General features: G+C 65.6%; 22 protein-coding genes. 8 read left to right on the forward strand and 14 right to left on the reverse strand.

The features are described 5' to 3' along the window. Positions 1 to 94 precede the first annotated feature (94 nt). Entirely contained in the window at positions 95 to 988 is an 894-nt protein-coding gene (locus tag H7X45_RS14960; RefSeq protein ID WP_241555177.1) for an MlaD family protein, read from the forward strand. A 450-nt stretch (positions 989 to 1,438) separates the two neighbouring features. Here the strand turns inward: H7X45_RS14960 and H7X45_RS14965 are convergent, their stop codons facing one another. Further along, positions 1,439 to 2,320 carry an MBL fold metallo-hydrolase gene (locus H7X45_RS14965; RefSeq protein WP_187335531.1) on the reverse strand — a complete coding sequence of 294 codons (882 nt, stop codon included), beginning with the start codon at positions 2,318 to 2,320 and terminating at the stop codon, positions 1,439 to 1,441. Between the two features lie 71 nt (positions 2,321 to 2,391). Between H7X45_RS14965 and H7X45_RS14970 the strand changes: the two genes are divergently transcribed. Genes H7X45_RS14970 through H7X45_RS14980 form a run of 3 tightly spaced genes read left to right on the forward strand, consistent with a single transcriptional unit; the run spans position 2,392 to position 4,013 of the window. After that, a complete protein-coding gene (locus H7X45_RS14970) occupies positions 2,392 to 2,703 on the forward strand; it encodes an ArsR/SmtB family transcription factor (RefSeq protein ID WP_246449495.1) in 312 nt (103 codons plus the stop codon). Between the two features lie 4 nt (positions 2,704 to 2,707). Continuing rightward, on the forward strand, positions 2,708 to 3,226 hold the full coding sequence (locus H7X45_RS14975) for a rhodanese family protein (protein ID WP_187335532.1): 519 nt from the start codon (positions 2,708 to 2,710) through the stop codon (positions 3,224 to 3,226). A 7-nt stretch (positions 3,227 to 3,233) separates the two neighbouring features. Continuing rightward, on the forward strand, positions 3,234 to 4,013 hold the full coding sequence (locus tag H7X45_RS14980) for a sulfite exporter TauE/SafE family protein (RefSeq protein WP_187335533.1): 780 nt from the start codon (positions 3,234 to 3,236) through the stop codon (positions 4,011 to 4,013). Between the two features lie 16 nt (positions 4,014 to 4,029). Here the strand turns inward: H7X45_RS14980 and H7X45_RS14985 are convergent, their stop codons facing one another. Beyond that, complete coding sequence (locus tag H7X45_RS14985) at positions 4,030 to 6,480, reverse strand: DUF305 domain-containing protein (RefSeq protein ID WP_246449497.1); 2,451 nt, start codon at positions 6,478 to 6,480, stop codon at positions 4,030 to 4,032. 237 nt (positions 6,481 to 6,717) lie between these two features. Here H7X45_RS14985 and H7X45_RS14990 point away from each other — a divergent pair, with 237 nt between their 5' ends. Continuing rightward, positions 6,718 to 7,650: a formate/nitrite transporter family protein gene (locus H7X45_RS14990; RefSeq protein ID WP_187335534.1), complete on the forward strand. Its 933-nt coding sequence runs from the start codon at positions 6,718 to 6,720 to the stop codon at positions 7,648 to 7,650. A gap of 14 nt (positions 7,651 to 7,664) precedes the next feature. On the opposite strand, the gene H7X45_RS14995 is transcribed toward H7X45_RS14990, so the two are convergent. From H7X45_RS14995 to H7X45_RS15010, 4 genes are all read right to left on the reverse strand, one after another. Beyond that, on the reverse strand, positions 7,665 to 8,030 hold the full coding sequence (locus H7X45_RS14995; RefSeq protein ID WP_187335535.1) for a cupin domain-containing protein: 366 nt from the start codon (positions 8,028 to 8,030) through the stop codon (positions 7,665 to 7,667). Next, positions 8,030 to 9,859, reverse strand: coding sequence for a DUF885 domain-containing protein (locus tag H7X45_RS15000; protein WP_187335536.1), 1,830 nt, complete (start codon positions 9,857 to 9,859; stop codon positions 8,030 to 8,032). The genes H7X45_RS14995 and H7X45_RS15000 overlap by 1 nt, the downstream gene beginning before the upstream one ends. 43 nt (positions 9,860 to 9,902) lie before the next feature. Further along, positions 9,903 to 11,099, reverse strand: coding sequence for an acetyl-CoA C-acyltransferase (locus tag H7X45_RS15005; protein ID WP_187335537.1), 1,197 nt, complete (start codon positions 11,097 to 11,099; stop codon positions 9,903 to 9,905). A 192-nt stretch (positions 11,100 to 11,291) separates the two neighbouring features. Then, a complete protein-coding gene (locus tag H7X45_RS15010; protein ID WP_187335538.1) occupies positions 11,292 to 12,287 on the reverse strand; it encodes a radical SAM protein in 996 nt (331 codons plus the stop codon). A 128-nt stretch (positions 12,288 to 12,415) separates the two neighbouring features. Here H7X45_RS15010 and H7X45_RS15015 point away from each other — a divergent pair, with 128 nt between their 5' ends. Then, on the forward strand, positions 12,416 to 13,474 hold the full coding sequence (locus H7X45_RS15015; protein WP_187335539.1) for a methyltransferase domain-containing protein: 1,059 nt from the start codon (positions 12,416 to 12,418) through the stop codon (positions 13,472 to 13,474). Continuing rightward, positions 13,468 to 14,475 (forward strand): SDR family oxidoreductase, encoded by a 1,008-nt coding sequence (locus H7X45_RS15020; RefSeq protein WP_187335540.1) that lies wholly within the window; start codon positions 13,468 to 13,470, stop codon positions 14,473 to 14,475. The genes H7X45_RS15015 and H7X45_RS15020 overlap by 7 nt, the downstream gene beginning before the upstream one ends. A 12-nt stretch (positions 14,476 to 14,487) precedes the next feature. Here H7X45_RS15020 and H7X45_RS15025 read toward each other — a convergent pair whose 3' ends face one another. Continuing rightward, positions 14,488 to 15,237 carry a glycosyltransferase gene (locus H7X45_RS15025; RefSeq protein WP_246449499.1) on the reverse strand — a complete coding sequence of 250 codons (750 nt, stop codon included), beginning with the start codon at positions 15,235 to 15,237 and terminating at the stop codon, positions 14,488 to 14,490. Beyond that, the gene (locus H7X45_RS15030; RefSeq protein WP_187335541.1) at positions 15,222 to 15,794 is read right to left on the reverse strand and encodes a TIGR04282 family arsenosugar biosynthesis glycosyltransferase; all 573 of its coding nucleotides are present in this window, start codon (positions 15,792 to 15,794) and stop codon (positions 15,222 to 15,224) included. Before H7X45_RS15030 ends, H7X45_RS15025 begins: the two co-directional genes overlap by 16 nt. Positions 15,795 to 15,919: 125 nt before the next feature. On the opposite strand from H7X45_RS15030, the gene H7X45_RS15035 reads away from it, so the two are divergent. Then, positions 15,920 to 16,888: a zinc transporter ZntB gene (locus tag H7X45_RS15035; RefSeq protein WP_232343319.1), complete on the forward strand. Its 969-nt coding sequence runs from the start codon at positions 15,920 to 15,922 to the stop codon at positions 16,886 to 16,888. A 39-nt stretch (positions 16,889 to 16,927) separates the two neighbouring features. Here the strand turns inward: H7X45_RS15035 and leuB are convergent, their stop codons facing one another. The 6 genes from leuB to ilvG are packed head-to-tail and all read right to left on the reverse strand — an operon-like array spanning position 16,928 to position 23,506. Beyond that, positions 16,928 to 17,971: a 3-isopropylmalate dehydrogenase gene (gene leuB, locus H7X45_RS15040; protein ID WP_187335543.1), complete on the reverse strand. Its 1,044-nt coding sequence runs from the start codon at positions 17,969 to 17,971 to the stop codon at positions 16,928 to 16,930. Further along, the gene (gene leuD, locus H7X45_RS15045) at positions 17,968 to 18,546 is read right to left on the reverse strand and encodes a 3-isopropylmalate dehydratase small subunit (RefSeq protein ID WP_187335544.1); all 579 of its coding nucleotides are present in this window, start codon (positions 18,544 to 18,546) and stop codon (positions 17,968 to 17,970) included. Before leuD ends, leuB begins: the two co-directional genes overlap by 4 nt. Continuing rightward, the gene (leuC, locus tag H7X45_RS15050; RefSeq protein ID WP_187335545.1) at positions 18,546 to 19,958 is read right to left on the reverse strand and encodes a 3-isopropylmalate dehydratase large subunit; all 1,413 of its coding nucleotides are present in this window, start codon (positions 19,956 to 19,958) and stop codon (positions 18,546 to 18,548) included. Before leuC ends, leuD begins: the two co-directional genes overlap by 1 nt. Then, positions 19,955 to 21,529: a 2-isopropylmalate synthase gene (locus tag H7X45_RS15055; RefSeq protein ID WP_246449501.1), complete on the reverse strand. Its 1,575-nt coding sequence runs from the start codon at positions 21,527 to 21,529 to the stop codon at positions 19,955 to 19,957. The genes leuC and H7X45_RS15055 overlap by 4 nt, the downstream gene beginning before the upstream one ends. Next, on the reverse strand, positions 21,513 to 21,794 hold the full coding sequence (locus H7X45_RS15060) for an ACT domain-containing protein (protein ID WP_187335546.1): 282 nt from the start codon (positions 21,792 to 21,794) through the stop codon (positions 21,513 to 21,515). Before H7X45_RS15060 ends, H7X45_RS15055 begins: the two co-directional genes overlap by 17 nt. Continuing rightward, positions 21,794 to 23,506 (reverse strand): acetolactate synthase 2 catalytic subunit, encoded by a 1,713-nt coding sequence (gene ilvG, locus H7X45_RS15065; protein WP_187335547.1) that lies wholly within the window; start codon positions 23,504 to 23,506, stop codon positions 21,794 to 21,796. The genes H7X45_RS15060 and ilvG overlap by 1 nt, the downstream gene beginning before the upstream one ends. Between the last annotated feature and the right edge of the window lie 21 nt (positions 23,507 to 23,527).

Raw genomic sequence — 23,527 nt, forward strand, 5'->3', positions numbered from 1 at the left:
TCGGCACCTCTGCCGGACGGAAAAATCCCTGTTTGCGTGCAAGATGGAAACTAACGCAAACTTTTCCTTAGTGGGGTGGATCGTTGGCATTCTGATGCTTGCCACCATCGCTTTTGCGGTGTGGCTTCTCGATCCCACGCCCAATCAGGAAACATATCTCGTCAGGTTTGATCGCTCCGTGGAAGGCCTTCAGCCGGGGTCGACCGTAACATTGTCGGGTGTTCCTGTGGGTCGGGTAACATCGGTCCGCCTGGCGGAAAATGGACCGGGAAACGTTCTCGTTGTGCTGACTCTCGATCCTGATGCAGCGAAAGTTGACGGCCTTGAAGCGACAATCAGTACCAACCTGATAACCGGCGAGGCCGCGCTGGTGCTCGAGGGTCGAAGGGGCCGTCAAGGCATATACGCCGACAATTCAGGAAGGAAGATCATCCCGGCCTCGGACGGAACCGGACTTTTTGGGGGGAATGCGACCGCTACCGTCGAGAGCGTGGCAAACAGTGTCCGCGCTTTGAACGAAGGACTGGAACCAGAAAAGCAGCGGGCGATCACCTCGGATCTTGCCCGGCTTCGAGTCACGACGGCCGATCTGGCATCGGACGCGGAAGGATGGGACGAAGATTTGGCCTCAACAAAAGGAAGACTGTCGGACTTGCGGCAACGGGTCGGTGGATGGGGAAATGATCTTCGAGACGCAGATCGCCGAATTTCCGACGGAAGCGCTTCCACCAGCGCGCGAAGACGTCTTCGCCAATTCCGCGAAGGGGTACAGAACGCTGAGAATAAGCTTTCCCAGGCAAAGAGCGGCATTCCGGCGATCGAAAATTCTCTGATCGAAGGGGAAGCGGTCTTTCGCGGACTCAGTCGCGACCTCGGGCCTGTCAGAGAGAAAATCGAAGATGTCGAGGTCAGGGGAATGACATCAGATCCTCCTCTCCCAGACTATCGGGCTGGGAGAAGAGACGCTGGAGCGAATTCCGAACATTAAAAGTGAGCCTAACGAACGACGGCTCTCGGAGAGAGAGCACAGCCCGTTGAATGGCGGAAAGGAGGGCGCTTAGCGGACATCAATCTTGGCTGGTTTCCCGGGCGCAAAAATGCATTCTAGAGTCCCCAAAAAGGCATCGAACCAATGCATTAGACGGCATTTGCGGGCCTTTTGCGGGCTCTTCGCACAAACCGAATTACTTAAACATCTGAAAAAAGGTAAAAAATGAGACCGAATGTGATGCCTCTTCTGGCACCATTTTATTGATCACGTAGCGCCGATCGGCGTGGCGCGGAGGCGCTGCCGTGCAAACGGAGACTCTGCCTAGGTTGGCCCCTCTCTTGGGTCAGGTTTCGCCTTGTAGCGGTGCTTGCGTAGCAGATATCGAGATCGCGTGACCGTCCGCGATGGTCGAGTTGCAGTGCGGGGAGGGAGCTCGTCCAGCTATTTTTATCCTCTCTTGGCGCCCGTGCCCCACTTTACGGGAATGCGCAGATAGGTGACGCCGTTGGCGTGCGCCTCCTCGAAATGGCCGGCGCGGATGTTGACCTGGATTGATGGTAGCAGAAGCTTGGGCACTGAAAGGCCTGCATCGCGCTCTTCGCGCAGTATAACGAATTCATCTTCGCTGGTGCCCTCGCCAACATGAATGTTGGAGCGGCGCTGTTCACCGACTGTCGTTTCCCACTGATATTCGTCGCGGCCCGGCGCTTTATAATCGTGACACAGGAACAGCCGTGTGTTTCCTGGCAGCGCCAGAAGCCGCTGGACCGAACGATAGAGGGTGCGGGCGTCGCCGCCGGGGAAATCGGCGCGCGCGGTGCCGTAATCCGGCATGAACAGCGTGTCGCCGACGAAGGCCGCATCCGCGACGAGATAAGCGACATCGGCGGGCGTGTGGCCTGGTACATGCAGCACCCGGGCGTCCAGTTCACCGATCGCGAAGCGCTCGCCATCTTCGAACAGTCGGTCGAAGTCCGATCCGTCGGTGGCCAGGTCGTCCATTGCAAAGACCGGGCGGAAGATCTTCTGCACATCGCGGATATGCGCGCCGATGCCGATCCATGCACCGGTCCGCGCCTTGATGAACGGAGCCGCCGAAAGGTGATCGGCATGGGCATGCGTTTCCAGCACCATCGCGATCTGCCAGTCATTTTCAGCGGCGAAATTTAGGATGCGCTCTGCCGAGCGGGTGTCGGCCTCACCGCTGGCAAGGTCGAAATCCAGCACCGGGTCGATCACCGCGGCGGCTCGAGTCGCCGGGTCCCCGACGAGATAGCTGATCGTGTTGGTCGGCTCGTCGAAGAAAGCCTCGATGAAGGGGTGGGTCATGGTCGTGCTCCTTTAGCGCTTGCTAATACATTAGGATATGCTAAATAAGCAATAGCTAATGGAGTGAAGTGATGCTCAGACCGATGGACCTTGAGACGTTCGAAGCCAGAGCGGGCGAAGTGGCCGGCATGTTGAAGGCGCTGGCCAATGGGCGGCGCCTGATGCTGCTGTGCAAGCTCGTCGAGCATGGGGAGGTGACGGTGAGCGATCTGGCCTCGGACGTCGGGCTGTCCCAGTCCGCCTGTTCGCAGCATCTCGCGCGGATGCGGGACGAGGGGCTCGTCACCTATCGGCGCGAGAGCCAGACGCTCTGGTATTCCATCGCCGACCATCGCGTCGAAACGCTGCTCGCCACGCTTTACCAGCTTTATTGCAAGGACTGACCTGATGACCGCTTCAACGATCTCTCCCGAAGACGCGCGCGCCGCGATCGATGCGGGCGCAAGGCTCGTGGATATTCGCGGGGCCGACGAACATGCGCGGCAGCATATTCCCGGCGCGATCAACCTTCCGCTCGATCGGATCGAGGATCTGCAGGCGGAAGGTGGACCGGTGGTGTTTCATTGCCGTTCGGGCATGCGGACCGATGCGAACGCGGCAAAGCTGCACGCCGCTGCGAAGGGTATGCCCGTCTATTTGATGGCCGGGGGGATCGAGGCCTGGCGCAAGCAGGGGCACCCGGTCGTCACCGATCGCACGCAGCCGCTGGAGATCATGCGGCAGGTGCAGATCGTGGCAGGCGGGCTGGTACTGATCGGCGTGCTGCTCAGCCTGTTCTGGACGCCGGCATTTCTGGGATTGTCCGCCTTTGTGGGCGCAGGCTTGATGTTTGCAGGCGTGACGGGGTGGTGCGGCATGGCACATCTTCTGCGTGTGCTGCCCTGGAACCGGCGCGCGGCGGTCTGAAGCGGCCATGGACGCGGCGACAATGTTGGCGGCGCTCGCGTCCGGCGCTCTGATTGGTCTTATCCTCGGCCTCGTGGGCGGGGGCGGGTCGATCCTGGCAGTGCCGCTGCTGGTCTATGTTGTCGGTGTCGGCTCGACCCATGCCGCAATCGGAACCGCGGCGGTGGCTGTCAGCGTCAATGCGCTCGCCAGCCTGACCGGCCATGCACGCGCGGGCCGTGTGAAGTGGCGCTGTGCGGGCGTGTTCGCGGCTGCCGGCGTAATCGGTGCCGGGCTGGGCGCAGAGCTCGGCAAGGCCTTCGACGGCAAGCGATTGCTCGTGCTGTTCGGGGCTCTGATGATCGGGGTTGGATTGTCGATGCTGCGCAAGCGTAAAGCCGCCTGGGCGCCCGATGTGCGGCTGACCCGCACCAGCGCCCGCACACTTCTGCCGCGTCTTTTACCCATCGGTCTCGGAACCGGTCTCGCAGCGGGCTTCTTCGGCATCGGCGGCGGCTTTCTGATCGTGCCCGGCCTGATCCTGGCGACGGCCATGCCGCTGGAGTTCGCCATTGGAACATCGCTGGTGGTCGTCAGTGCGCTCGGCCTCACCACGGCGGGGTCCTACGCGGTTTCCGGCCTGGTTGACTGGGGGATTACCGGCTTGCTGGTAGCCGGCGGTGTCGTTGGCAGCATGGCCGGCCTAAAGCTGGGCAAGCGACTGGCGGCGCGCGAAGGCGTGCTGGAGCGCGGCTTCGCGGCCGTCGTGATCGCCGTTGGCGGTTATGTCATCCTGACGTCCGTCTAGACGCCGGATAGAGGCTTCACCCGCGAAGCCGCCTGGCGATGCCCGCCAGCGTGTCGCTTAAGGCCGCGAGACGCTTTTGCGCAGGGGCATCACTGCCTTGCGGCAGGGCCTTTGCCATCGCATCCAGCTGTCCCGCGAGCGCCGTGTCGGTGCCCCCGCCGGCAAGCTGCGCGCGTGCCGCATCCAGCGCAGTACCGAGCTGCCCTGCCATACCAGCGTCCAGCGTGTCGCCACGCTTCAGCTGGTCCAGATAGGCCAGCGCGATCACCGGATCGGCGGGCCATTTTACCGGGAACTGCTGCTGCGGGTTGAACGTCTTGCCCTGATCGGCCAGCGCTGCCGCCGCGATCTCGTTGGCGGTCAGCTCCGCGCTCGGCTCCAGCTCCAGCACGTCTAGGCCGCGCGCAATTTCGGAACCGTAGATCTTGCCGTCATAATAATAGACCGACCAGTAGCCGCCCAGGATGAGGTGCTTGGGATCGATCGGGCCGCGGTCAAAATAGGCGATCTCGCGCGGGTTGGCGCTGTCGGTGAAATCAATCACCGAAATGCCGCCCTGATACCAGGCCTGCACGAAGATATCGCGGCCGGGCACGGGTATGATCGCGCCGTTATGTGCGACGCAGTTTTCCATCTCGCTTTGCGCGGCAGGCAGCTTGTAGTGGCTGCGATACACCAGCTTGTCGTCCACGATATCGTAGATCGCGTCCGCGCCATATTCGCGCGGGTCCTGCGCGCGGCAGCGCGGGCGCGCGCCCCCGCCCCATTCATCGGTGTAAAGCACCTTGGTACCGTCATTGTTGAAGGTGGCCGAGTGCCAATAGGCAAAACCCTTGTCCGTCACCGCGTCGATGCGCTTGGGCTTGCGCGGATTGGAGATGTCGAAGATCACGCCATTGCCCGAGCAGGCGCCCGCCGCGATGCCCTTGGCCGGGAAGACCGTAATGTCATGGCACTGATCGGTCCGCCGCGTGTCCTGCGTACCCTCGCCATGGTCGCCGCCCAGCCAGAGGCCGGCGATCTGTCCGCTATCCTGATCGGTGAAGACGGCGGGGCTGTCGATGATGCGCGATTGCGACGGATCGGCGAGGGGGATTTCCACCACGTCGATGCGGAAGAGCGCGGTGCGCGCATCGCCCGGTACATCGCCGACGCAGCCGTCCAACTCCTCGCCATCGCGAACGCCCGCGGTGCCGCTGTTATAAACGATGATCGACTTGTCGTCCTCGGCCACCACTGAATGGGTGTGCGATCCCCGGCAGGTCTGCACCTGGCCCACCTGCACCGGGCGGCGCGGATCGGCGATGTTGAAGATACGCAGGCCCCGGAAACGCTCAGGGCTCACATCCTCACTCACCCCCTGCAGTCCGCAATCGACGCGGCCACGCGTCTGTTCGACCGACATGATCAGGATGTCGCCGACGATGGAAACGTCGCCCTGGCCGCCGGGGCAGACGACCGAGCTCAGCAGCTTCGGCATGCCGTTCTGGCCGAGCCGATAGAGGTTCATGCCGTGATAATTGCCGAGCGCGAGGAGATCGCCCGAGAACGCCATGTCGGTATTCGCGAAGCTGAGCAGCGGAGAACGCTCCCCGAAATCGCCTTCGACAGGTTCGCCGTCGCTGGCCGGTGCTTCTTCGCCGGGTTTCGTCGGCTTCTTGGGCGGAAGACCGGCGGGATTGTTGACGTCGAAAAAGCCGCTCGGCTTCGGCAGTGTCGCCACCAGGCTCAGCCCCTCGGCCTTTTCGCCCGCGTCGCGGAAACCGGCGGCCAGTGTGGAGCGCGGATCGTCGGAAAGCTGCGTGAACAGCGCGGTCATCCGCTCGATCTCGGACTTCTGTTCGTTCGTCACATCGCTGGTGAACTCGTACAGCACCGGATCATAGGCGGAGCCCGGCTGATCGAGCAGATCCTCGACCATGGTCAGCGCGCCGTCATGATGCGCGATCATCAGTTCCAGGAACTTCTTGTCGAACGCGGGACCTTTGAGAGAAGCCAGCTCGGCCATCTGCTGCGGCGTTGCCATCCCGGCCATCATCGCATGGCCCTGCATGGCGCCCATATCGTGTCCCATCGCGGCATGCGCGGCGGGATCGGGCACGGTTTGCCCACGCTCGCGCAGCCAGTCTTGCATGAAGCGGATCTCGTCCGCCTGCGACGCGTCGATGCGCTTGGCGACATCGAGCATCTTCGGGTTGTTGGTCCGGTCCTTGACCAGCGCCGCCATCTGCACTGCCTGATAGTGATGCTGGATCATGCCCTGCATGAAGGCGACGTCGGCGGGAGAGAAACGCGTATCGGCGATCTTTACCGCCTCCTCGGAACTCAGCTCGCGGCTCTGCTGGCCGGGCGCGCCGGGCTGTACGATCGGCACCTGCTGCGCACTGGCGGCACCGGCGGTCAGCAGCATGGCCAGCGAAAGGGTCAGCGGCAGCGTGCGCATTTGGCTACGGTATTTACGGGACATCGAACTCTCCACCTGTCATCCTCGCCTATCGGCTAGCACGCGGCGCAGCCGAAGGGGAAGCGCGAAGGCTCGGCGGCCGGCGGCGGCACCTAGATCCGGGAACCGCAGCGCCATCTGGTGCGTCCTGAACTGCAACGGGTTCGTATTTTCCCCATTTCCAATCCCCCCGCGGTGCGTCCCGCCGCGTTCACCCAAAGCGCTTGCCCCGTGCCGGGCCAGCGCCGATGAAGGCGTTTGATGAACTCCGAAGACGACAAACAGGATCGGCCCAACCCCGCGCATGACTGCGTGCGGCGCGGGCAGGACGAGGCGCAAGGGCAGCAAGAGCGGCTCGAAGACCCTGATGACGAGGTCGATCTGAGCCGCGAAGAGGGGCTTCAGGTCAGGAAGCGCGCATCGGTCGATAGCTATGTGGTGCATGAGGTCATCCGGCGGCAGGGCCATGACGAGCTGCGCCGTCCGGCGCTGTCGCTGTTCTGGTCCGGCATCGCAGCAGGCATCGCCATCGCGTCCTCCGTCCTGGGCGAGGGCATGCTGGAGTCAGCGCTGCCGGACACGCCCTGGCGGCCCATCATCGCGAGCTTCGGATACACCGTCGGCTTCCTGATCGTGATCATGGGCCGCATGCAGCTGTTTACCGAGAGCACGCTATCCGCCACCATCCCCGTTGCCACCAGCCCGACGCTGTCAAACCTGCTGCGGCTCGGCCGGCTCTGGGGCATCGTGTTCATCGCCAACATGCTCGGTACGCTGTTCATCATGCTCCTCGTCGGCAATCATCTGGTCGGCTGGGAGAGCCATCTTGAGGGCATGATCGCGGTGTCGCGGTCTATCCTGACCCACACGCCGTTCGAGACCGTTCTCGGCGGCATTCCGGCAGGCTTCCTGCTCGCCGCCGTCGCCTGGTCGCTGCCGGTCGGGCGGGGTCAGGAGTTCTGGATCATCCTGTTCTTCACCTATTTCGTCGGCCTCGGCAACTTCGCCCACGTCGTCGCGGGTTCGGGCGAGGCGTGGCTGCTGGTGGTAACCGGCAACGCCAGCGTCGGCTTCGCGATCTTCGGCTTCATCCTGCCGGCGCTCCTCGGCAACATCATCGGCGGGACACTGATCTTCGCGCTGCTCGCCCATGCGCAGGTGAGTCCGGAAATCGAGAACGGGCGCGAGGACTGAGGCGCTGGCGGGCCCTAGCGCATCTGTTCCTCCAGCGAGCGGGTGCGTTCCGTCATCTCTTCGCCGGTATGCTTGGTGCTGGCAGGCTCGATCAGGAGCACCCAGCACTCCTCTTCTGCCACCGGATTGTGCCGTACACCCTTGGGCACGGTGAGGAACTGGCCCTCGCCGATTTCCGCTACGCCATCCTCGAATTCGATGCGCAGGCGACCCTTCACGATCCAGAACAGCTCGTCCTCGCCCGCATGGTCGTGCCAGACGAACTCGCCCTTCAGCTTGGCGACCTTCAACAGCTGGTCGTTAACCTGCCCGATCACCTTGGGGGACCAGTGCTCGGTCACGTCCGCAAAGGCGGCTTCGATATCGGTCGGCGCCCACATCAGCGGTTGGCCGCGATATAGGCGTCCACTTGTTCCTCGAGCACATCGAGCGGCAGCGCGCCCTGGCCCAGGATCACCTCGTGAAACGCCCGGATGTCGAACTTGTCGCCCAGCGCCTTCTCCGCACGCGCGCGCAGCTCGGCGATCTTGAGCTGGCCGATCATGTAGCTCGTCGCCTGGCCCGGGTTGTTGATGTAGCGGTTCACCTCCTTCTCGATGTCCCGCTTCGATAGCGGGGCATTGGCGGTGAAGTAGTCGATAGCCTTCTGGCGGCTCCAGCGCTTGGCGTGGAGCCCGGTGTCGGTGACGAGGCGGATCGCCCGCCACATCTGCAGGCTCAGCATGCCGAAGCGGGCGAGCGGGTCGTCATAGCCGCCCATCTCCGCCGCCAGCCGCTCGGAATAGAGCCCCCAGCCTTCGGTATAGGCGCCGTAATAGCCGAAGCGGCGGAACTTGGGCAGATCGGGCAGCTCCTGCGCCAGCGCGATCTGGAAGTGATGGCCGGGCGCGCCTTCGTGGAACGCGATGGCCTCCACCTGCGGCTTTTGCACCTGCGTCATGTCCGCCAGATTGACGTAGAAGATGCCGGGCCGCGACCCATCTGGCGCGGGACGGTTGTAGAAAGCGACCGATGCGGTCTCCTCCCGGAACGGCTCCACCGCACGCACCTCCAAGGGCGCCTTGGGCAGCCGCTCGAACCATTGCGGAGCCACCGCCATGATCCGCGCGACCGCCGCGCGGGCATCGTCCAGATAGGCCTCCCGGCCCGCCGCATCGTTGGAGTACTGGTATTTCGGATCGGTGCGCAGCGCCTGGAAGAACTGCTCAAGCGTTCCTTCGTAACCGATCTCCTGCTTCACCGCCTCCATCTCGGCGCGGATCGCGGCGACCTGGTTCAGGCCGATCTGGTGGATCTGATCGGCGGTCAGATCGGTGGTGGTGTAGAAGTTCAGTCGGGCGTCGTAATAGGCCTCTCCATTCGGCAGGCTCCACGCGCCGTCATTGCCCTTCGCCTGCGGCTCAATGGCGTCGAGCGCGCTGAGCAGGACGTCGTACCCCTCGCGATACGGCCCGGTCATCGCCGCCTTCGCTTCGGCGATCAGCCGGTCCTTCTCGGCCTGGGGTGCGTCGAGCTTGCCGACCTTCGCCTTGAAGTCGGCGAGCAGGCTGCTGTCTTCGCCGTCGGTGAAGGGCGCGCCGGTGAGCACCAGCTTGGCATCCGCCCGCGCGGGTTCGAACACCATTTCGGGCGGTACGATGCCCATCGCCGCCTGCCGCCGCATGGTCGCCGCGGTCTCCTCCATCACGCGCTTGGTATCGCGCAGCCGGGCGATGTAGTCCTTCGCGTCCTGCACCGTATCGATGCGGTGCTGGTTGATGAGGAACACCGGGATCTCGCCCGCCGGGCTGCCGTTGGTGGAGACCGGGAAGCCATAGTCGCGATAGGCGTACTGCTTTTCGTCGGTGGCCACCTTTTCCTCGAACAGGCGGTAGCTGAGCCGGGCGGTGGGGCCCAGCTTCGCCGGATCGAACCGCGCGCGCATTGCGGCCAGCTGGCGCTGTTCCAGCTCCAGCGCGCGCGCTTCGGCGGCGGGGGTGTTGTCGTCCAGCTTGTCGTAGTCCGTCTTGAGGCCGAGGCTGGTCATCGCCTGCGGGCTCATCGCCACCGCCTCGTCGAACGCGGCGTCCAGGAACGCGTTGAGCCGCGCATCCTCGCTCGCCTCACCCGCGGGCTCCGCGGCGGGCGGGGCGCTCGCGGCGGTGGTCACGGGCGGCGTGGCGGCACAGCCTGCGAGGAGGAGGGCGGTGAGCGCGGCGATGGGCTTCATGTCGGGGCTTTCGGTTCGGATGGGGGGCGGTGGACGCGGCGGCTCAGGGCAGTTCGAACAGCCCGGCCGCGCCCATGCCGCCCGCGGTGCACATGGTGACGACCACGTGGCGCACGCCGCGCCGCCGCCCTTCGAGCAGCGCCGCACCGATCAGCCGTGCGCCGGTCATGCCGAAGGGGTGGCCGATGGCGATCGCGCCGCCATTGACGTTGTAGATGTCCGGATCGATGCCCAGCTCATCGCGGCAGTAGAGGCACTGGCTGGCGAACGCCTCGTTCAGCTCCCACAGTCCGATGTCGGAGACCTTCAGGCCTGCGCGGTCCAGCAGCTTGGGCACCGCGAACACCGGGCCGATGCCCATCTCCTCCGGCTTGCAACCCGCCGACTGGAAGCCGCGGTAGATGCCCAGGATTTCATGGCCTTCCGCCTCGGCCCGCTCGCGACTCATCAGGATCTGCGCGGCGGCACCGTCGGACAGCTGGCTGGCATTGCCCGCGGTGATGTTGGTGCCTTCCTCGATCACCTCGCCGCCCTTCCAGACGGTCTTGAGGCCGGACAGCGCGTCCGCCGTGGTGCCGGGGCGCAGGCCTTCGTCCTGGGAGAGCGTCACCTCTTCACTGCCCGCCTCACTGCCGTCCTTGTTATACAGCTTCTTGGTGGTGGTGATGGGCACGATCTCCTCGCCCAGCCTACCGGCTTCGGTGGCGGCAACGGCGCGCTGCTGGCTCATCGCGCCATATTCGTCTTGGGCCTCGCGGCTGATGCCGTAGCGCTCGGCGACGATCTCCGCGGTCTCGATCATCGGCATGTAGGCGTGCGGCTGCTTTTCGATCACGCTCTGGTTCACGTAGCGCGGTGCGTCCTTGGTGACGGTGAGGCTGATCGACTCCATGCCGCCGGACAGGGCCACGTCGATGTCGCCCGCCATGATCGAGCGGGCGGCGAGCGCGGCGGCGGTGAGGCCGGAGCCGCATTTGCGATCCAGCGTGAAGCCGGGCACCTCGATCGGCAGGCCTGCCTCGAAGATCGCCATGCGCGCGGCATTGCCGCCCTGCGTGCCCCACTGGTTGCCCACGCCCCAGAACACGTCGTCGATCGTGGCGGGATCGATGCCTGCGCGCTCGACAGCGGCCTTCATCACATGGCCACCCAGAACCGGCGCTTCGGTATCGTTGAAGGCGCCGCGATAGGCCTTGCCGATGGGGGTGCGGGCGGTGGAGACGATGACGGCTTCATGCATGGGCTGTGGGCTTTCGCTATTGGGGAGCTTCACACCGCTTCACACTGTCCAGAGACGGAAAGTGCAAACCCCGCGAACACAGCCCGAAAGGCTGAATATCCACCTGAAAGGGCGATGGGGAAGGGCGGCGTGTCATGCCCCATGCCTAACCCAAAGCCCCCCTGTAGGACAGGGCGAATTTGTGCCCGCGCGCTACGAACAGCTGGCCCCGCCGAGCACGCAGAAACGCGCGCAATGCGGATGATTCAAGGATACGGTATGGTTTGCCGCCGCCAGCGTGGTCCCCAGATCGAACTCCTCGTCATAGGGCAGCAGCGTACAGGCGACGACGCCCGCGGCCTCCGATCCCTTTTTGCGCACCACCATGCGGCTGGACGAACACATCACGCTGGACGGCGATATGTCCAAGATGCCCCAGCAGGCGGTGGTGATTTCCGGCACGTCCTTGGTTTCGTCCATTTCCGGAAACAGCACGAGCCGCGACGGATCGGCAGCATCGATCGCGATGCCATGCCGCGCAAACAAAGCGGCATAGCCTGCGCGCGCCGCAGCATCGTCTTCATGCGGCAGATGGCGTCCGGCCACGGCGATGGAAAAACCTTGGCGCGACAGCCATTGCAGCCCGTCGATCGCGGGCGTCCAGCTATTGGCACCCCGTTCGCCCTCATGCGCCGCCTGCGTGTAGTGATCGAGGCTGACGCGAATGGTGAGCCGGTCGCCATGCTGCGCCTTCAGCGCCAGCAGCGCCTCCTCGCGCCGCCGCATGGGCTTCATCGCGTTGCTCAGCACCAGCACATCGTAACCGCGGCCCAGCGCGTCCTCCAGCATGTCCATGATTTCCGGGTTCATGAACGGCTCCCCGCCGGTGAAACCGATTTCGCGCGTGTCGAAGCCTGCATCCGCTTCGTTCATGAAGCGCGCGGTCTCTGCGCGCGTCAGATAGACCAGGGCGTCGTTGGTGGGGCTACTCTCCATGAAGCAGGTGGCGCAGGCCAGATTGCACAGCGAACCGGTGTTGAACCACAGGGTCTCCAGCCGTTTGAGTCCGACATGCGCGCGCGGCTCCCCCTTGGCGGTGGTGCGCGGATCGCGGAATTTCTCCAGCGCCAGCGCCAGCGCGTCCGCCTCTGCCGGGGTGAACGGTGAAGGGCCCGTCGGCATGTTGCGCGCGCGTTTGGTGGCGGTCATGGACTTTCCTTATCGAAGCGCAGCTTGCTATGCGATGAGCCGGCGCCGAAGCGACGCCGCGCGCATCCGCCGATCCGGCGCATGCGTAACAGCATTGGCCTACGCAAAACCACCCACGAAGGATGCCCATGAATCTGGAAAATTCCCGCGATTATTACGGTAAAGTGCTCGGCGGCAGCGCAGACTTGCGCACCGACGCTTGTTGCACAGCGGAGGCACCCGCCCCGCATATCCGCGCCGCGCTGGCCGCCGTGCATCCGGAGGTGAAGGCGCGCTATTATGGCTGCGGCCTCGTGGTGCCCGAAGCCATCGAAGGCGCGCATATCCTCGATCTCGGCTCGGGCAGCGGGCAGGACGCCTATATCCTGGCGCAGCTCGTCGGTGAAAAAGGCAGCGTGACCGGGGTGGACGCGACGCCGGAACAGCTCGCCGTCGCCAACGAACATCTGGAATGGCACCGGGAGCGCTTCGGCTATGCCAAGAGCAACGTCCGCTTCGTCGAGGGCGATATCGAGAAGCTCGATCAGCTGGGGCTGGAGGAAGGCAGCTTCGACGTCATCGTATCGAACTGCGTTATCAATCTGGTGGCGGACAAGGCCGCCGTCTTCGCCGCCGCGCACAAGCTGCTGAAGCCGGGCGGCGAGCTGTATTTTTCGGATGTGTATGCGGACCGCCGCGTGCCCGCGCATCTGCTGAACGATCCGGTGCTGCACGGCGAATGCCTGTCCGGGGCGCTGTATTGGGGTGATTTCGACAGGCTGGCGAAGGAGGCGGGCTTTGCCGATCCGCGCCTCGTCACCGATCGCCCGCTCGGCATCAACGACGCCGAAGCTGCGGCGAAGCTGGATGGCATCGCCTTCCACAGCGCCACCTTCCGCCTGTTCAAGCTGGACGGGCTGGAGCCGCAATGTGAGGATTACGGCCAGGCCGTGCGGTACAAGGGCACGATCGGAGGGGCTGAGCGCGCGTTCGATCTGGACGGGCACCACCATATCGAGGCGGGCCGCATGTTCGCGGTGTGCGGCAACACGTGGAAGATGCTCGCCGAAACGCGGCTGGCCGAACATTTCGAATTTTTCGGCGATTTCAGCCGCCATTTCGGTGTGTTTCCCGGCTGCGGCACGAATAGCCCGTTTGCCGGCGCCGCGGATGTCACCGTTTCGGCGGCAAGTTCCGGCTGTTGCTGAACATCCTCGTCACGGGCGCCGCCGGGCTGATCGGCGGCGAGGTTTGCGCGCGTCTGGCAAAGGCCGGGCACCGCGTCCACGCGCTCGTCCATCGCAACCCGGAGGTGCGCGGCAATGACGGCGCGGCGGTGGCTTTGGCGGCGGCGCACAAGGGAGATATCACGCAAGCCTTTTGCGGGATCGATCCGGCGGCACCGGGCGCGATCGATGTCGTCATCCACTCCGCCGCCAGCCTGCGCTTCGATCTCTCGGACGCGGATTATGCCGCGGTGAATGTGGAAGGGACCGCCCACGCGCTGGAGCTAGCGCGGGGTCTCGGCGCGGCGTTCCTCTATGTTTCCACCGCCTATGTGTGCGGGCGCACCAACGGGCCGGTGGCCGAGGAGCCGGTGCGCGCGGATGCCGATTTCGCCAATGGCTATGAGGCGAGCAAGGCCGCCGCGGAGGCGCTGGTGCGCGGCAGCGGGCTGGTTCACGCCATCGCGCGCCCCTCGATCGTGCTGGGCGAGGCGGCATCGGGCCGCATCCGCCAGTTCGACACCATCTATCAGGCGTTCAAACTGTTTGCCGAGGGGCGCATCCGGCATGTGCCCGCGCGGGAAGATGCGACGCTGGATTTCGTGGCGATCGACCATGTCGCCGCCGGGATCGCGGCGATCGCTGAGCGGATGGGGGAGGCCGATGGCGGCATCTTCCACCTCGTCTCCGGCGGCGCGCTGCCGGTGGCGGATTTCTGCGATGGCATCGGCGCATGGCCGCAATTCTCCGCGCCGGAGCGGGTCGATCCGGCGGCGTTCGATCCCGCGGCTTTACCCCCGCTGGAGCGCCGCCTCTACGGCCGCGTGGCGGCGGTGTACGCCAGCTACTTCCAGCGCTCCCCCGCGTTCGATGATACGAACTTGCGCGCACTCACCGGGCTGAATGCGCCGCCGGCGGATGCGGACTATTTCCGGCGGCAGATCGCGTACTGTATCGCGCAGGGGTTCTTGCGCGGGGAGTAAGCGAACGCCCCCTTACCGCACATCCGGATAATCCCGCGCCATCCGCGCCCGCGCGCCGACGGCCCAAAGGATGCCGACCTTGAAATAGATCCAGTTCGCCTTCCACGGCCCCCAGGCGGCGATGCGACGGTCGGAGGTGTGGATGAAGCGGGGCACCAGCCGAATGCGGCCGATGCGCGCCATGCGGATACACAGGTCCGCCTCCTCCATCACCTGATCGCCGGGCGTGAAGCCGCCTACGCTGAGGAAGTCGGCGCGGCGGAAGAACATCGCATGGTCGCCGAACAGCAGCCGCACCCCGCGCAGGAACAGATGCGGGCGGCACAGCAGCGGCGCGTACCAGGTCTTTGCCCAATTATGCGCGCTCGTCACCCAGCGGGTTTTCTCATGCGGCTGCCCGCCGATCAGCGGCGTGAATCCGGCGAGCGCGGTGCGCCGGTCCGCCAGCGTATCGCGCACCACCCCCACGAGGTCCGGCGGGGGGATGGTGTCGGCATGGAGCACCACCACGGTGTCGCCGCGCGCCTCGGCCACGCCGAAATTGATCTGCTTCGCGCGGCCTTTCTCGCAGCCGAGCACGCGCCAGCCTGCGGCCTCAGCAATAGCGATCGTGTCGTCCGTGCTGCCGCCATCGATGCAGAGGATTTCCGCAGGCTGCGGTTCCAGCCGCTCCAGCGCCGCCACAAGTCGGGGCAGCGCGGCGGCCTCGTTCAGCGCGGGGATCAGGACGGTTACGCCGCCCGGTTCTAGGCGCTTAGCCACGGCCAGCGCTCCAGATCTTCGGGCCGGTCGCAATCGGCGAGCGTTTCCAGCAAAGCGGGTTCGATGCCCGCCGCCTCCAGCCGCCGCAGCGTCTCGGGCAATACGCGGTCGGTGCCCCAGTCCATCGCCTTCCACAGCAAAGGGAGGGCACGGGCAAAGGCGATGCTCCAATAGCCGCCGTCTTCCGCCGGGCCGATCGCGACGGGCGCGCGCTCCAGCGCCGCCGCCATCGCGCGGATGTGATCGGCTGACAGGTCCGGCACGTCCGCGCCCAGCAGCACTGCGGGCGCTTCCACCCGGCCCATGCGCGCACCCAGATCGCCGTCGCCCTGTTCGATCAGCCGCACATCCGCGCCCAGCCACTCGGCAAACGCCGCTTCGTCCGCGCCGCTGTAGCGTACGGCGAAGGGCAGGCCCGCCGCGCGCATCGCCGCCACCGTCCGCTCGGTCAGCCGCCGGTGCAGCGCCGCCGCGCCGCCCGCGCCCAGCGCCGGGATCAGCCGCGTCTTCACTTTCCCCGGCGTCGGATATTTGGCGAAGAGGTGGACGGTCGTCATCGCGTCCCGCTCTAAACGCGTCGGTGCCGGATGGACAGCGCCCCTTCGCGTCCGCGCAATTGCCCTGGCCCCTATTTCCCCATAATCCTGCGCCGATGCAGGACAACAAAGAAGAACCCGCCCCGATGCCGCTGATTTTCGGGCGCGTGCTCGACGGCAAGGGTGGCGGGCGGCCGATCGACTGGGATGAGGCGCGGTGCTGGCAGCCCGCCGCGAAGGGCGAAGTGCTGTGGGTCCATTGCGACCGCGCGCATGACGAGGTGTTCGACTGGCTGCACGAAACGCTCGGTGTGCCCGAAAGTACCGTCGAGGCGCTGACGCTGGAGGAAACCCGCCCACGTGCCTTTCGCGAGGACGAATGGCTCATCACCATCCTGCGCGGCATCAACTTCAATCCAGGCGCGGAGCCGGAGGATATGATCTCCATGCAGATGCTGGCCGATCATTGCCGCGTCATCACCCTGCGCCGCCGCCCGCTCCATTCCCCGCGCGAGGTGCTGGCCGATATCGACCGGCGGCACGGCCCGCGTTCGGCGGGCGATCTGGTGGTGGAGCTGGCCGAAACGATGGTGGCCAAGATGGGCAGCTCGATCGTCGATATGAACGCGGTTATCGACGATCTGGAGGAGCATGAGGACGATTACGAGCCCGACGATATCCAGGACCAGATCACCGACATTCGCCGCAACTGCCTGTCGCTGAAGCGCCATATGTCCCCCCAGCGCGAGGCGCTGCGCGACATCGGCCGCGCCGCGGTGCCGTGGCTGAACAAGCAGAACCGCCGCGATCTGCGCGACACGATCGACCGGCTGTCGCGTTATCTGGAGGACATCGACGTATCGAAGGAAAGCGCGCTCGTGCTGCAGGACGATCTCAACGCCCGCGCCAACGCGCAGTCCAACCGGACGAACTACGTCCTGTCGCTGGTCGCCGCGATCTTCCTGCCGCTGGGTTTCGTCACCGGCCTCTTGGGCATCAATGTCGGCGGCATGCCGGGCGTGAACAGCGCTCATGCGTTCTGGGACACGGTGCTGCTGTGCCTAGGGATCTTCGGCGTGCAGATCGCGATCTTCAAATGGCTGAAGTGGTTTTGAGGGGAGCTGCGCCCCGGACTTGATCCGGGGCCCAGCTTTTCAGCTGCCCAGCCGCTCCGCCACCGCCTCAGCCGTTTCGCCCGTCCCAGCCGTTCCGCCCAGATCGGCGGTGCGTGCGCCGCTCGCCAGGTGCGCTTGTACCGCGGCCTCGATTCCGTCTGCCGCGTCGGCGGCGTCAAGCGAGTGGCGCAGCATCATCGCGGCGCTCAGGATCATGCCGAGGGGGTTGGCCTTGCCCTGGCCCGCAATGTCCGGCGCGCTGCCGTGGATGGGTTCGTAAATGCCGACGCCGTCGCCGAGCGACGCGCTGGGGGCGAGGCCGATCGAGCCTGCCAGAACCGAGGCTTCGTCCGACAGGATGTCGCCGAACATATTCTCGGTCAGGATCACGTCGAACCAGGCGGGCGCCTCGATCAGCTTCATCGCCATGGCGTCGACCAGCATGTGATCGAGCGTGACGTCCGGGAATTCCTCGGCCTGCATCCGCACGACGACGCGGCGCCACAGGCGGCTGGAGGCGAGCACATTCGCCTTGTCGACCGAGGTGAGGCGGCCCGAGCGGCCTTGCGCCGCCTTGAAGGCGATGCGCGCGACGCGCTCCACCTCTTCGGCGCTGTAGGCGCATTCGTCGGTGGCGTGCGTCTCGCCTTCCTTCCGCTTGCCGAAATAGATGCCGCCGGTCAGCTCGCGCACGATCAACAGGTCGATGCCCGCCGCGCGGTCTTCCTTCAGCGGGGAGAGATGTTCCAGCCCCTCGAACAGCGTGATGGGCCTGAGGTTCGCAAAGGTGCCGAGCGTTTTGCGCAGGGCCAGCAGGCCCTGTTCGGGGCGGACCTCGCCGCCCTCCCATTGAGGGCCGCCGACCGCGCCGAGCAGCACCGCGTCCGCGCCCTCGCAGGCCGCGCGGGTCCCCTCCGGGAAGGGGTCGCCATGTTTATCGATGGCGATGCCGCCGAAATCGTGGTTTTCGAAGGACAGGCCGAGGCCGAAGCGTTTATCCGCCGCTTCCAGCACTGTGCGCGCGCCCTCCAGCACTTCGGGGCCGATGCCGTCGCCGGGCAGGCAGACAATCTTGCGGCTCATGCGCGGGCGTCCTCATAAGCGGTGATGGCGTCCATCCGGTCGGTGAGATAGGCGAGCGGGTCGTTTCCCTCGAGCAGGCATTGCCGCGCGAACGGCTCCACCGTGAAGCGCGCCTCGATGTCGTTGCCGCTGGTCAGGAGGCCCTGTTCCAGATCGATGGTGACCTCGCGGCCCGGCCGGTCGAGCAGTTTGGCGTGCGTTTCGGCGTCGATTTCCACGGGCAGCAGGCCGTTTTTCAGCGCATTGCTCTTGAAGATATCGGCGATGTCGGAGCTGACCACGGCGCGGAAACCGAAATCGGACAGCGCCCAGGGCGCATGTTCGCGGCTCGACCCGCAGCCGAAATTGGGTCCGGCGACCAGGATGGCGTGGCCTTCATGCTCCGGCCCGTCGAGCGGGCTGTCCTCGCACGGGGCGCCGGCATCGTCGTAACGCCAGTCGTAAAAGGCGTTTTCGCCCAGCCCCTCGCGGCTCGTCGTCGTAAGGAAACGCGCGGGGATGATCTGATCGGTATCGATATTGGCCTGCCGCAGCACGACGGTGCCGCTCTTGAGGCGCTGGAACGGTTCGAACATCAGGCGATCTCCTGTTCCAGCGCGGGATATTCGCGCGGGTCCGCGATGTGGCCCGCGACGGCGCTGGCCGCGGCGGTGGCGGGGCTGGCGAGCACGGTGCGCACGCCCTTGCCCTGGCGGCCGATAAAGTTCCGGTTCGACGTGGAAACGACGAGCTCGCCCGGCGCGCCCTTGTCCCCGTTCATGGCGATGCACATCGAACAGCCGGGCTCACGCCATTCGGCCCCGGCGGCGGTGAAGACCTGGTGCAGGCCCTCCGCCTCGGCATCGCGGCGCACGGCTTCGGAGCCGGGGACGACGAGGGCGACGACGCCGTCCGCCACCTTGCGTCCGCGCATCACGTCCGCCGCAGCGCGCAGATCTTCCAGCCGCGAGTTGGTGCAGCTGCCGATGAACACGCGGTCCACGCCTTGCGCGGTGAAGGGCTGGTCCTCGGCGAAGCGCATATAGTCGTTGGCATGGCGCGCGCCCTCGCTGTCCGTGCCGGGCAGGGTGCCCGAGACGGCGGCGGCGGCATCGGGCGAGACGCCGAAGGTGATCATCGGCTGGATCGCCGCGCCGTCCAGCGACACTTCCTTGTCGAACCAAGCTTCCGCGTCGCTGGCGAGGGTGCGCCAATCGGCAACCGCGGCGTCCCAATCCTCGGGCACCCGCTCGCGCCCTTCCAGCCAGGCGAAGGTGGTGTCGTCCGGCGCGACCAGGCCGACGCGCGCGCCCGCCTCGATCGCCATGTTGCACAGGGTCATGCGCCCTTCCATCGAGAGCGCGCGCACCGCGCTGCCGGCGAATTCCACGGCATAGCCCTGGCCGCCGTCCGCGCCGACCGCGGCAATGATGGCGAGCGCCATGTCCTTTGCGCTGCTGCCGGGCGGCAGCACGCCGTCCACAGTGACGCGCATCGATTTGGGCTTGCGCTGCAAGAGGCATTGCGTCGCGAGCACATGGCCGACTTCGGTGGTGCCGATGCCAAAGGCCAGCGCGCCGAAAGCGCCGTGCGTGCTGGTGTGGCTGTCGCCGCACACGATGGTCTTGCCGGGCTGGGTGAGGCCCAGCTCCGGGCCGATCACATGCACGATGCCGCGGCGCGGATCGCCCAGGCCGAACAGCTCGATCCCGTGTTTTTGCGTGTTGGCGATGAGGCGCGCGACCTGCGCCTCGGCCTGCTCGGTGGCATAAGGCAGCTTGCCGTCCGCCCCGGCGGGCAGGGTGGGCGTGCTATGATCGAGCGTCGCCTTGGTCCGGTCCGGACGGCGTACGGGAAGCCCGCGCCGTTCCAGCTCCGAAAAGGCCTGCGGGCTCGTCACCTCATGGATCAGGTGCAGATCGATATAGAGCACCGCCGGGGCGTCCGCGCTTTCGGGCACGACGACATGGCGATCCCATAATTTGTCAAACAGGCTACGGGCGGTCATGCCGCAGCCTCCGCAGCTTCGGCCTCTTTCGCCGTCTTGCGCGCATAATTGTTGAACGCGGCGAGCAGCGCTTCGGCGGCGGCGACGATGACGTCGGTATTCTGGCTGCGGCCGAGGATCTTCTGCCCCTCCACGGTCAGGCCCACCTCGATGTCCATCTCGCGCGCCAGCTGGTGGGCATCGATGCTGTCCAGCGTGCCTTCCACCTCGGCAACGATGCAGAAGGCATCTGACAGCGCCTCGAACGGGCCGGTGCCGTGGCCGATGGCGCTAAGGCGTCCGCGCGTCCGGTGATCGACCACCAGCTTCGCGGTTGGGTTCGCCGTTGCCTTGGTGCCGGTGCGCAGTTCGGCGCGCACCAGATGCCAGACGTTCGCCACATCCTCGCCCTCGATCATGGCGACCAGATCGTTATCGGTCACCTCGCGCTTGGAATCGGCGAGGGTCTTGAAGTCCGCGAACAGCGTTTCCATCCGGTTGTCGCCGATATCATAGCCCAATGCTTCCAGGCGGGATCGCAGCGCGTGCTTGCCCGAATGTTTGCCCAGCACGAGGGTGGAGGGCATGCCGACGTCGGACGGCTCCATGATCTCATAGGTCTGGCGGTTGGCCAGCATGCCGTGCTGGTGGATGCCCGCTTCATGGGCAAAGGCGTTGCGGCCCACCACCGCCTTGTTGCGCGGCGGCGCGTTGCCGGTGCTCTCGGCCAGCAGGCCGGAGGCGGCGTAGAGCCCCTGCGTGCGGATGCCAGTATCGGCCTGGTAATGATCGGCGCGGGTCTTCAGCGCCATTACCACCTCTTCCAGCGCGCAGTTGCCCGCACGCTCGCCGATGCCGTTGATCGAACATTCGATCTGCCCCGCACCGCCGCGGATGGCGGCCAGGCTGTTGGCGACGGCCATGCCCAGATCGTCATGGCAGTGGGTGGAAAAGATCACATGATCGCGGCGCTTCACCTGGGCGCTGAGATCGCGGAACAGCTCGTACATCTCTTCCGGGCTGGTGTAGCCCACCGTGTCGGGCACGTTCAGCACGTCCGCGCCCGCGTCGGCGGCCACCTGCAGCGCCTCGATCAGGAAGTCGCGCTCGGTACGGATCGCGTCCTCGGCGGAAAATTCGATCTGGCCGAACTTGCCGCGCGCCACGCCGATGGAGCGTTCGATTTCCTTCAGCACCTGATCGCGGTCCATGCGCAGCTTCGCCTCGCGGTGCAGCGGGCTCGTCCCGATGAACAGATGCAGGCGGTTGTTGGAGGATTTCTCCAGCGCGCGGTGGGCTGCTTCGATATCGCCGTCGCGGGTGCGGGCGAGCGAGCAGATCACGGGGCCGTCGATCTCCTCGGCCACCTTGGCCACCGCCTCGGCATCGCCGGGGGAGGCGGCGGCGAAACCGGCTTCCATCACATCGACATTGAGGTCCGCCAGCGCGCGGGCAATGCCGAGCTTGCGCTCGGTGCTCATCGAAAAGCCCGGTGCCTGCTCGCCATCGCGCAGGGTGGTGTCGAAAATCGCGATGCGGCGTACGTCGCCTACATCGCTCTCCGGTTCGGAAATCTTATCCTGCTGCGGCACGGGGAATCTCCCTGATGAAACTGGTCGCGCCGTCGATATGCTGCGCGGAAATGACGCCGTAGACGCGGCTGACCTGGCGGATCAACGTCTCGATCTTGCGGGTGCCGTCGCGCGGGCCCAAGGACAGCGTCATGATGGAACGGTCCCTGTCGGAGCCCATCTGCATGGAGTGGATGGCCCAGCCGCGCGCCTCGATCACCCCTAGAAGCCGGCGAAGAGCACCTTCGGCAAACGCGAATTCGATGCGGATGTTCTGAATGCTCATCACTTGCTCTCCATCATTTCGGCATTGGATTTGCCCGGCGGCACCAGCGGCCAGACATTTTCTTCCGGATCGATCCGGACATGGGCCAGGATCGGCCCCTTGGCGGCCAACAGCCGGTCGATCGCATCGTCCACCTGGGACTTGAGATCGACCGAAAAGGCCTCGATCCCGAAGGCGTTGGCGACTTCCACGAAATCGGGATTGTCGCTGAGATCGACTTCGGAATAATTGCCCTCGAAGAAAAGCTCCTGCCACTGCCGCACCAGGCCCAGCATCGAATTGTCCAGAAGCACGATCTTCACCGGGATGTTGTAGCGGCGCAGGGTGGCCAGCTCCTGCACGTTCATCATGAAGCTGCCGTCACCCGAAACGCACACGACCGTGGCGTCCGGTTCGGCAACCTTCGCACCGATGGCGGCGGGCAGACCGTAGCCCATGGCGCCCAGGCCCCCGCTGGTGAGATGCGCCTGCGGGCGGGAGAAGCGGCAATGCTGCGCCACCCACATCTGATGCTGGCCGACATCGCAGGCGGCGACGAAATCGTCGCCCGCGCGCTCGGACAGTTTTTTCAGAAGCTCCGGCGCGAACACGCCGTTGCCGGGCGCATCGTAGCGCGGGGCGTGCTCTTCCTTCAGGCGGCGCGTCTCGGCCTGCCATTCGGAAATGTCGCCGGGCGTGAATTCGATGGTGCGCAGGCAGCGCTTCAGATCGCCGCACATGGTGGAATGGGCATGACGCAGCTTGCCGAACTCGGCGGCATCGGTGTCGATATGGACCACCGAGGCATTCGGCGCAAAGCTCGCCAGATTGCCGGTCGCACGGTCGTCGAAGCGCGCGCCGATCACGATCAGCAAGTCCGATTCCTGCACCGCCATATTGGCCGCCTTGCCGCCATGCATGCCCAGCATGCCGACGAAATTGGGATGCTCGGCGGGCAGAACGCCCAGGCCCTGCAGCGTGGCGACCGCGGGAATGCCCGTCCGCTCGGAAATCTCGCGCACCAGATCGGTCGCGTTCGATCGCCCGACGCCGCCGCCGATATAAAGGAGGGGCTTGCTCGCGCCCGCGATCAGCTGTTCGGCCTGCTCCAGGCTTTCGGGGCTGGGCGAGGGGCGCAGGTCGTCGCCCTCCATCACATCGTCCCACTGGCCGCAAACGGCCTGCTGCACGTCCTTGGGCAAATCGACCAGAACGGGGCCGGGGCGCCCGCCCTCTGCAATGGCAAAGGCCTCCGCCAGCGCCGCCGGAATGTCCTGCGGATGGCGGATGACGACACTGTGCTTCACGATCGGCAGCGTCAGGCCGAAGATGTCGATCTCCTGAAAGGCGTCGGTGCCCATCAGCGTCTGCGGCACCTGCCCGGTGATCGCGACCATGGGAACGGAGTCCATGAACGCATTGGCGATGCCGGTGATCAGATTGGTCGCGCCCGGCCCGCTGGTGGCGATGCACACGCCAGCGCGGCCCGACATGCGCCCCGCCGCATCGGCGGCGAAGGAGGCGGCCTGTTCGTGCCGGACGAGGTAATGTTTGACGTTTCCGCGGGCGAGCGCGTCGTAGACGGGCATGATCGCCCCGCCGGGATAGCCGAACACCGATTCCACGCCCAGCCGCTCCAGCGTATCGACCACCAGTTCGGCACCCGTGCGGGTGGCGATGGCGGGTTCTTGCGCGATGCCGGTATCGGCGATTTCGGCTTGAGCGGTGGACATGGGATCGGTTCCTGCTTCCGG

The organism is Novosphingopyxis iocasae (assembly GCF_014334095.1).
Lineage (GTDB): Bacteria > Pseudomonadota > Alphaproteobacteria > Sphingomonadales > Sphingomonadaceae > Novosphingopyxis > Novosphingopyxis iocasae.

Coding starts and splice junctions, on each gene's coding strand:
- H7X45_RS14960 (WP_241555177.1), top strand. CDS start 95: ATGCTTGCCACCATCGCTTTTGCGGTGTGGCTTCTCGATCCCACGCCC.
- H7X45_RS14965 (WP_187335531.1), bottom strand. CDS start 2,320: ATGACCCACCCCTTCATCGAGGCTTTCTTCGACGAGCCGACCAACACG.
- H7X45_RS14970 (WP_246449495.1), top strand. CDS start 2,392: ATGCTCAGACCGATGGACCTTGAGACGTTCGAAGCCAGAGCGGGCGAA.
- H7X45_RS14975 (WP_187335532.1), top strand. CDS start 2,708: ATGACCGCTTCAACGATCTCTCCCGAAGACGCGCGCGCCGCGATCGAT.
- H7X45_RS14980 (WP_187335533.1), top strand. CDS start 3,234: ATGGACGCGGCGACAATGTTGGCGGCGCTCGCGTCCGGCGCTCTGATT.
- H7X45_RS14985 (WP_246449497.1), bottom strand. CDS start 6,480: ATGTCCCGTAAATACCGTAGCCAAATGCGCACGCTGCCGCTGACCCTT.
- H7X45_RS14990 (WP_187335534.1), top strand. CDS start 6,718: ATGAACTCCGAAGACGACAAACAGGATCGGCCCAACCCCGCGCATGAC.
- H7X45_RS14995 (WP_187335535.1), bottom strand. CDS start 8,030: ATGTGGGCGCCGACCGATATCGAAGCCGCCTTTGCGGACGTGACCGAG.
- H7X45_RS15000 (WP_187335536.1), bottom strand. CDS start 9,859: ATGAAGCCCATCGCCGCGCTCACCGCCCTCCTCCTCGCAGGCTGTGCC.
- H7X45_RS15005 (WP_187335537.1), bottom strand. CDS start 11,099: ATGCATGAAGCCGTCATCGTCTCCACCGCCCGCACCCCCATCGGCAAG.
- H7X45_RS15010 (WP_187335538.1), bottom strand. CDS start 12,287: ATGACCGCCACCAAACGCGCGCGCAACATGCCGACGGGCCCTTCACCG.
- H7X45_RS15015 (WP_187335539.1), top strand. CDS start 12,416: ATGAATCTGGAAAATTCCCGCGATTATTACGGTAAAGTGCTCGGCGGC.
- H7X45_RS15030 (WP_187335541.1), bottom strand. CDS start 15,794: ATGACGACCGTCCACCTCTTCGCCAAATATCCGACGCCGGGGAAAGTG.
- H7X45_RS15035 (WP_232343319.1), top strand. CDS start 15,920: ATGCCGCTGATTTTCGGGCGCGTGCTCGACGGCAAGGGTGGCGGGCGG.
- leuB (WP_187335543.1), bottom strand. CDS start 17,971: ATGAGCCGCAAGATTGTCTGCCTGCCCGGCGACGGCATCGGCCCCGAA.
- leuD (WP_187335544.1), bottom strand. CDS start 18,546: ATGTTCGAACCGTTCCAGCGCCTCAAGAGCGGCACCGTCGTGCTGCGG.
- leuC (WP_187335545.1), bottom strand. CDS start 19,958: ATGACCGCCCGTAGCCTGTTTGACAAATTATGGGATCGCCATGTCGTC.
- H7X45_RS15060 (WP_187335546.1), bottom strand. CDS start 21,794: ATGAGCATTCAGAACATCCGCATCGAATTCGCGTTTGCCGAAGGTGCT.
- ilvG (WP_187335547.1), bottom strand. CDS start 23,506: ATGTCCACCGCTCAAGCCGAAATCGCCGATACCGGCATCGCGCAAGAA.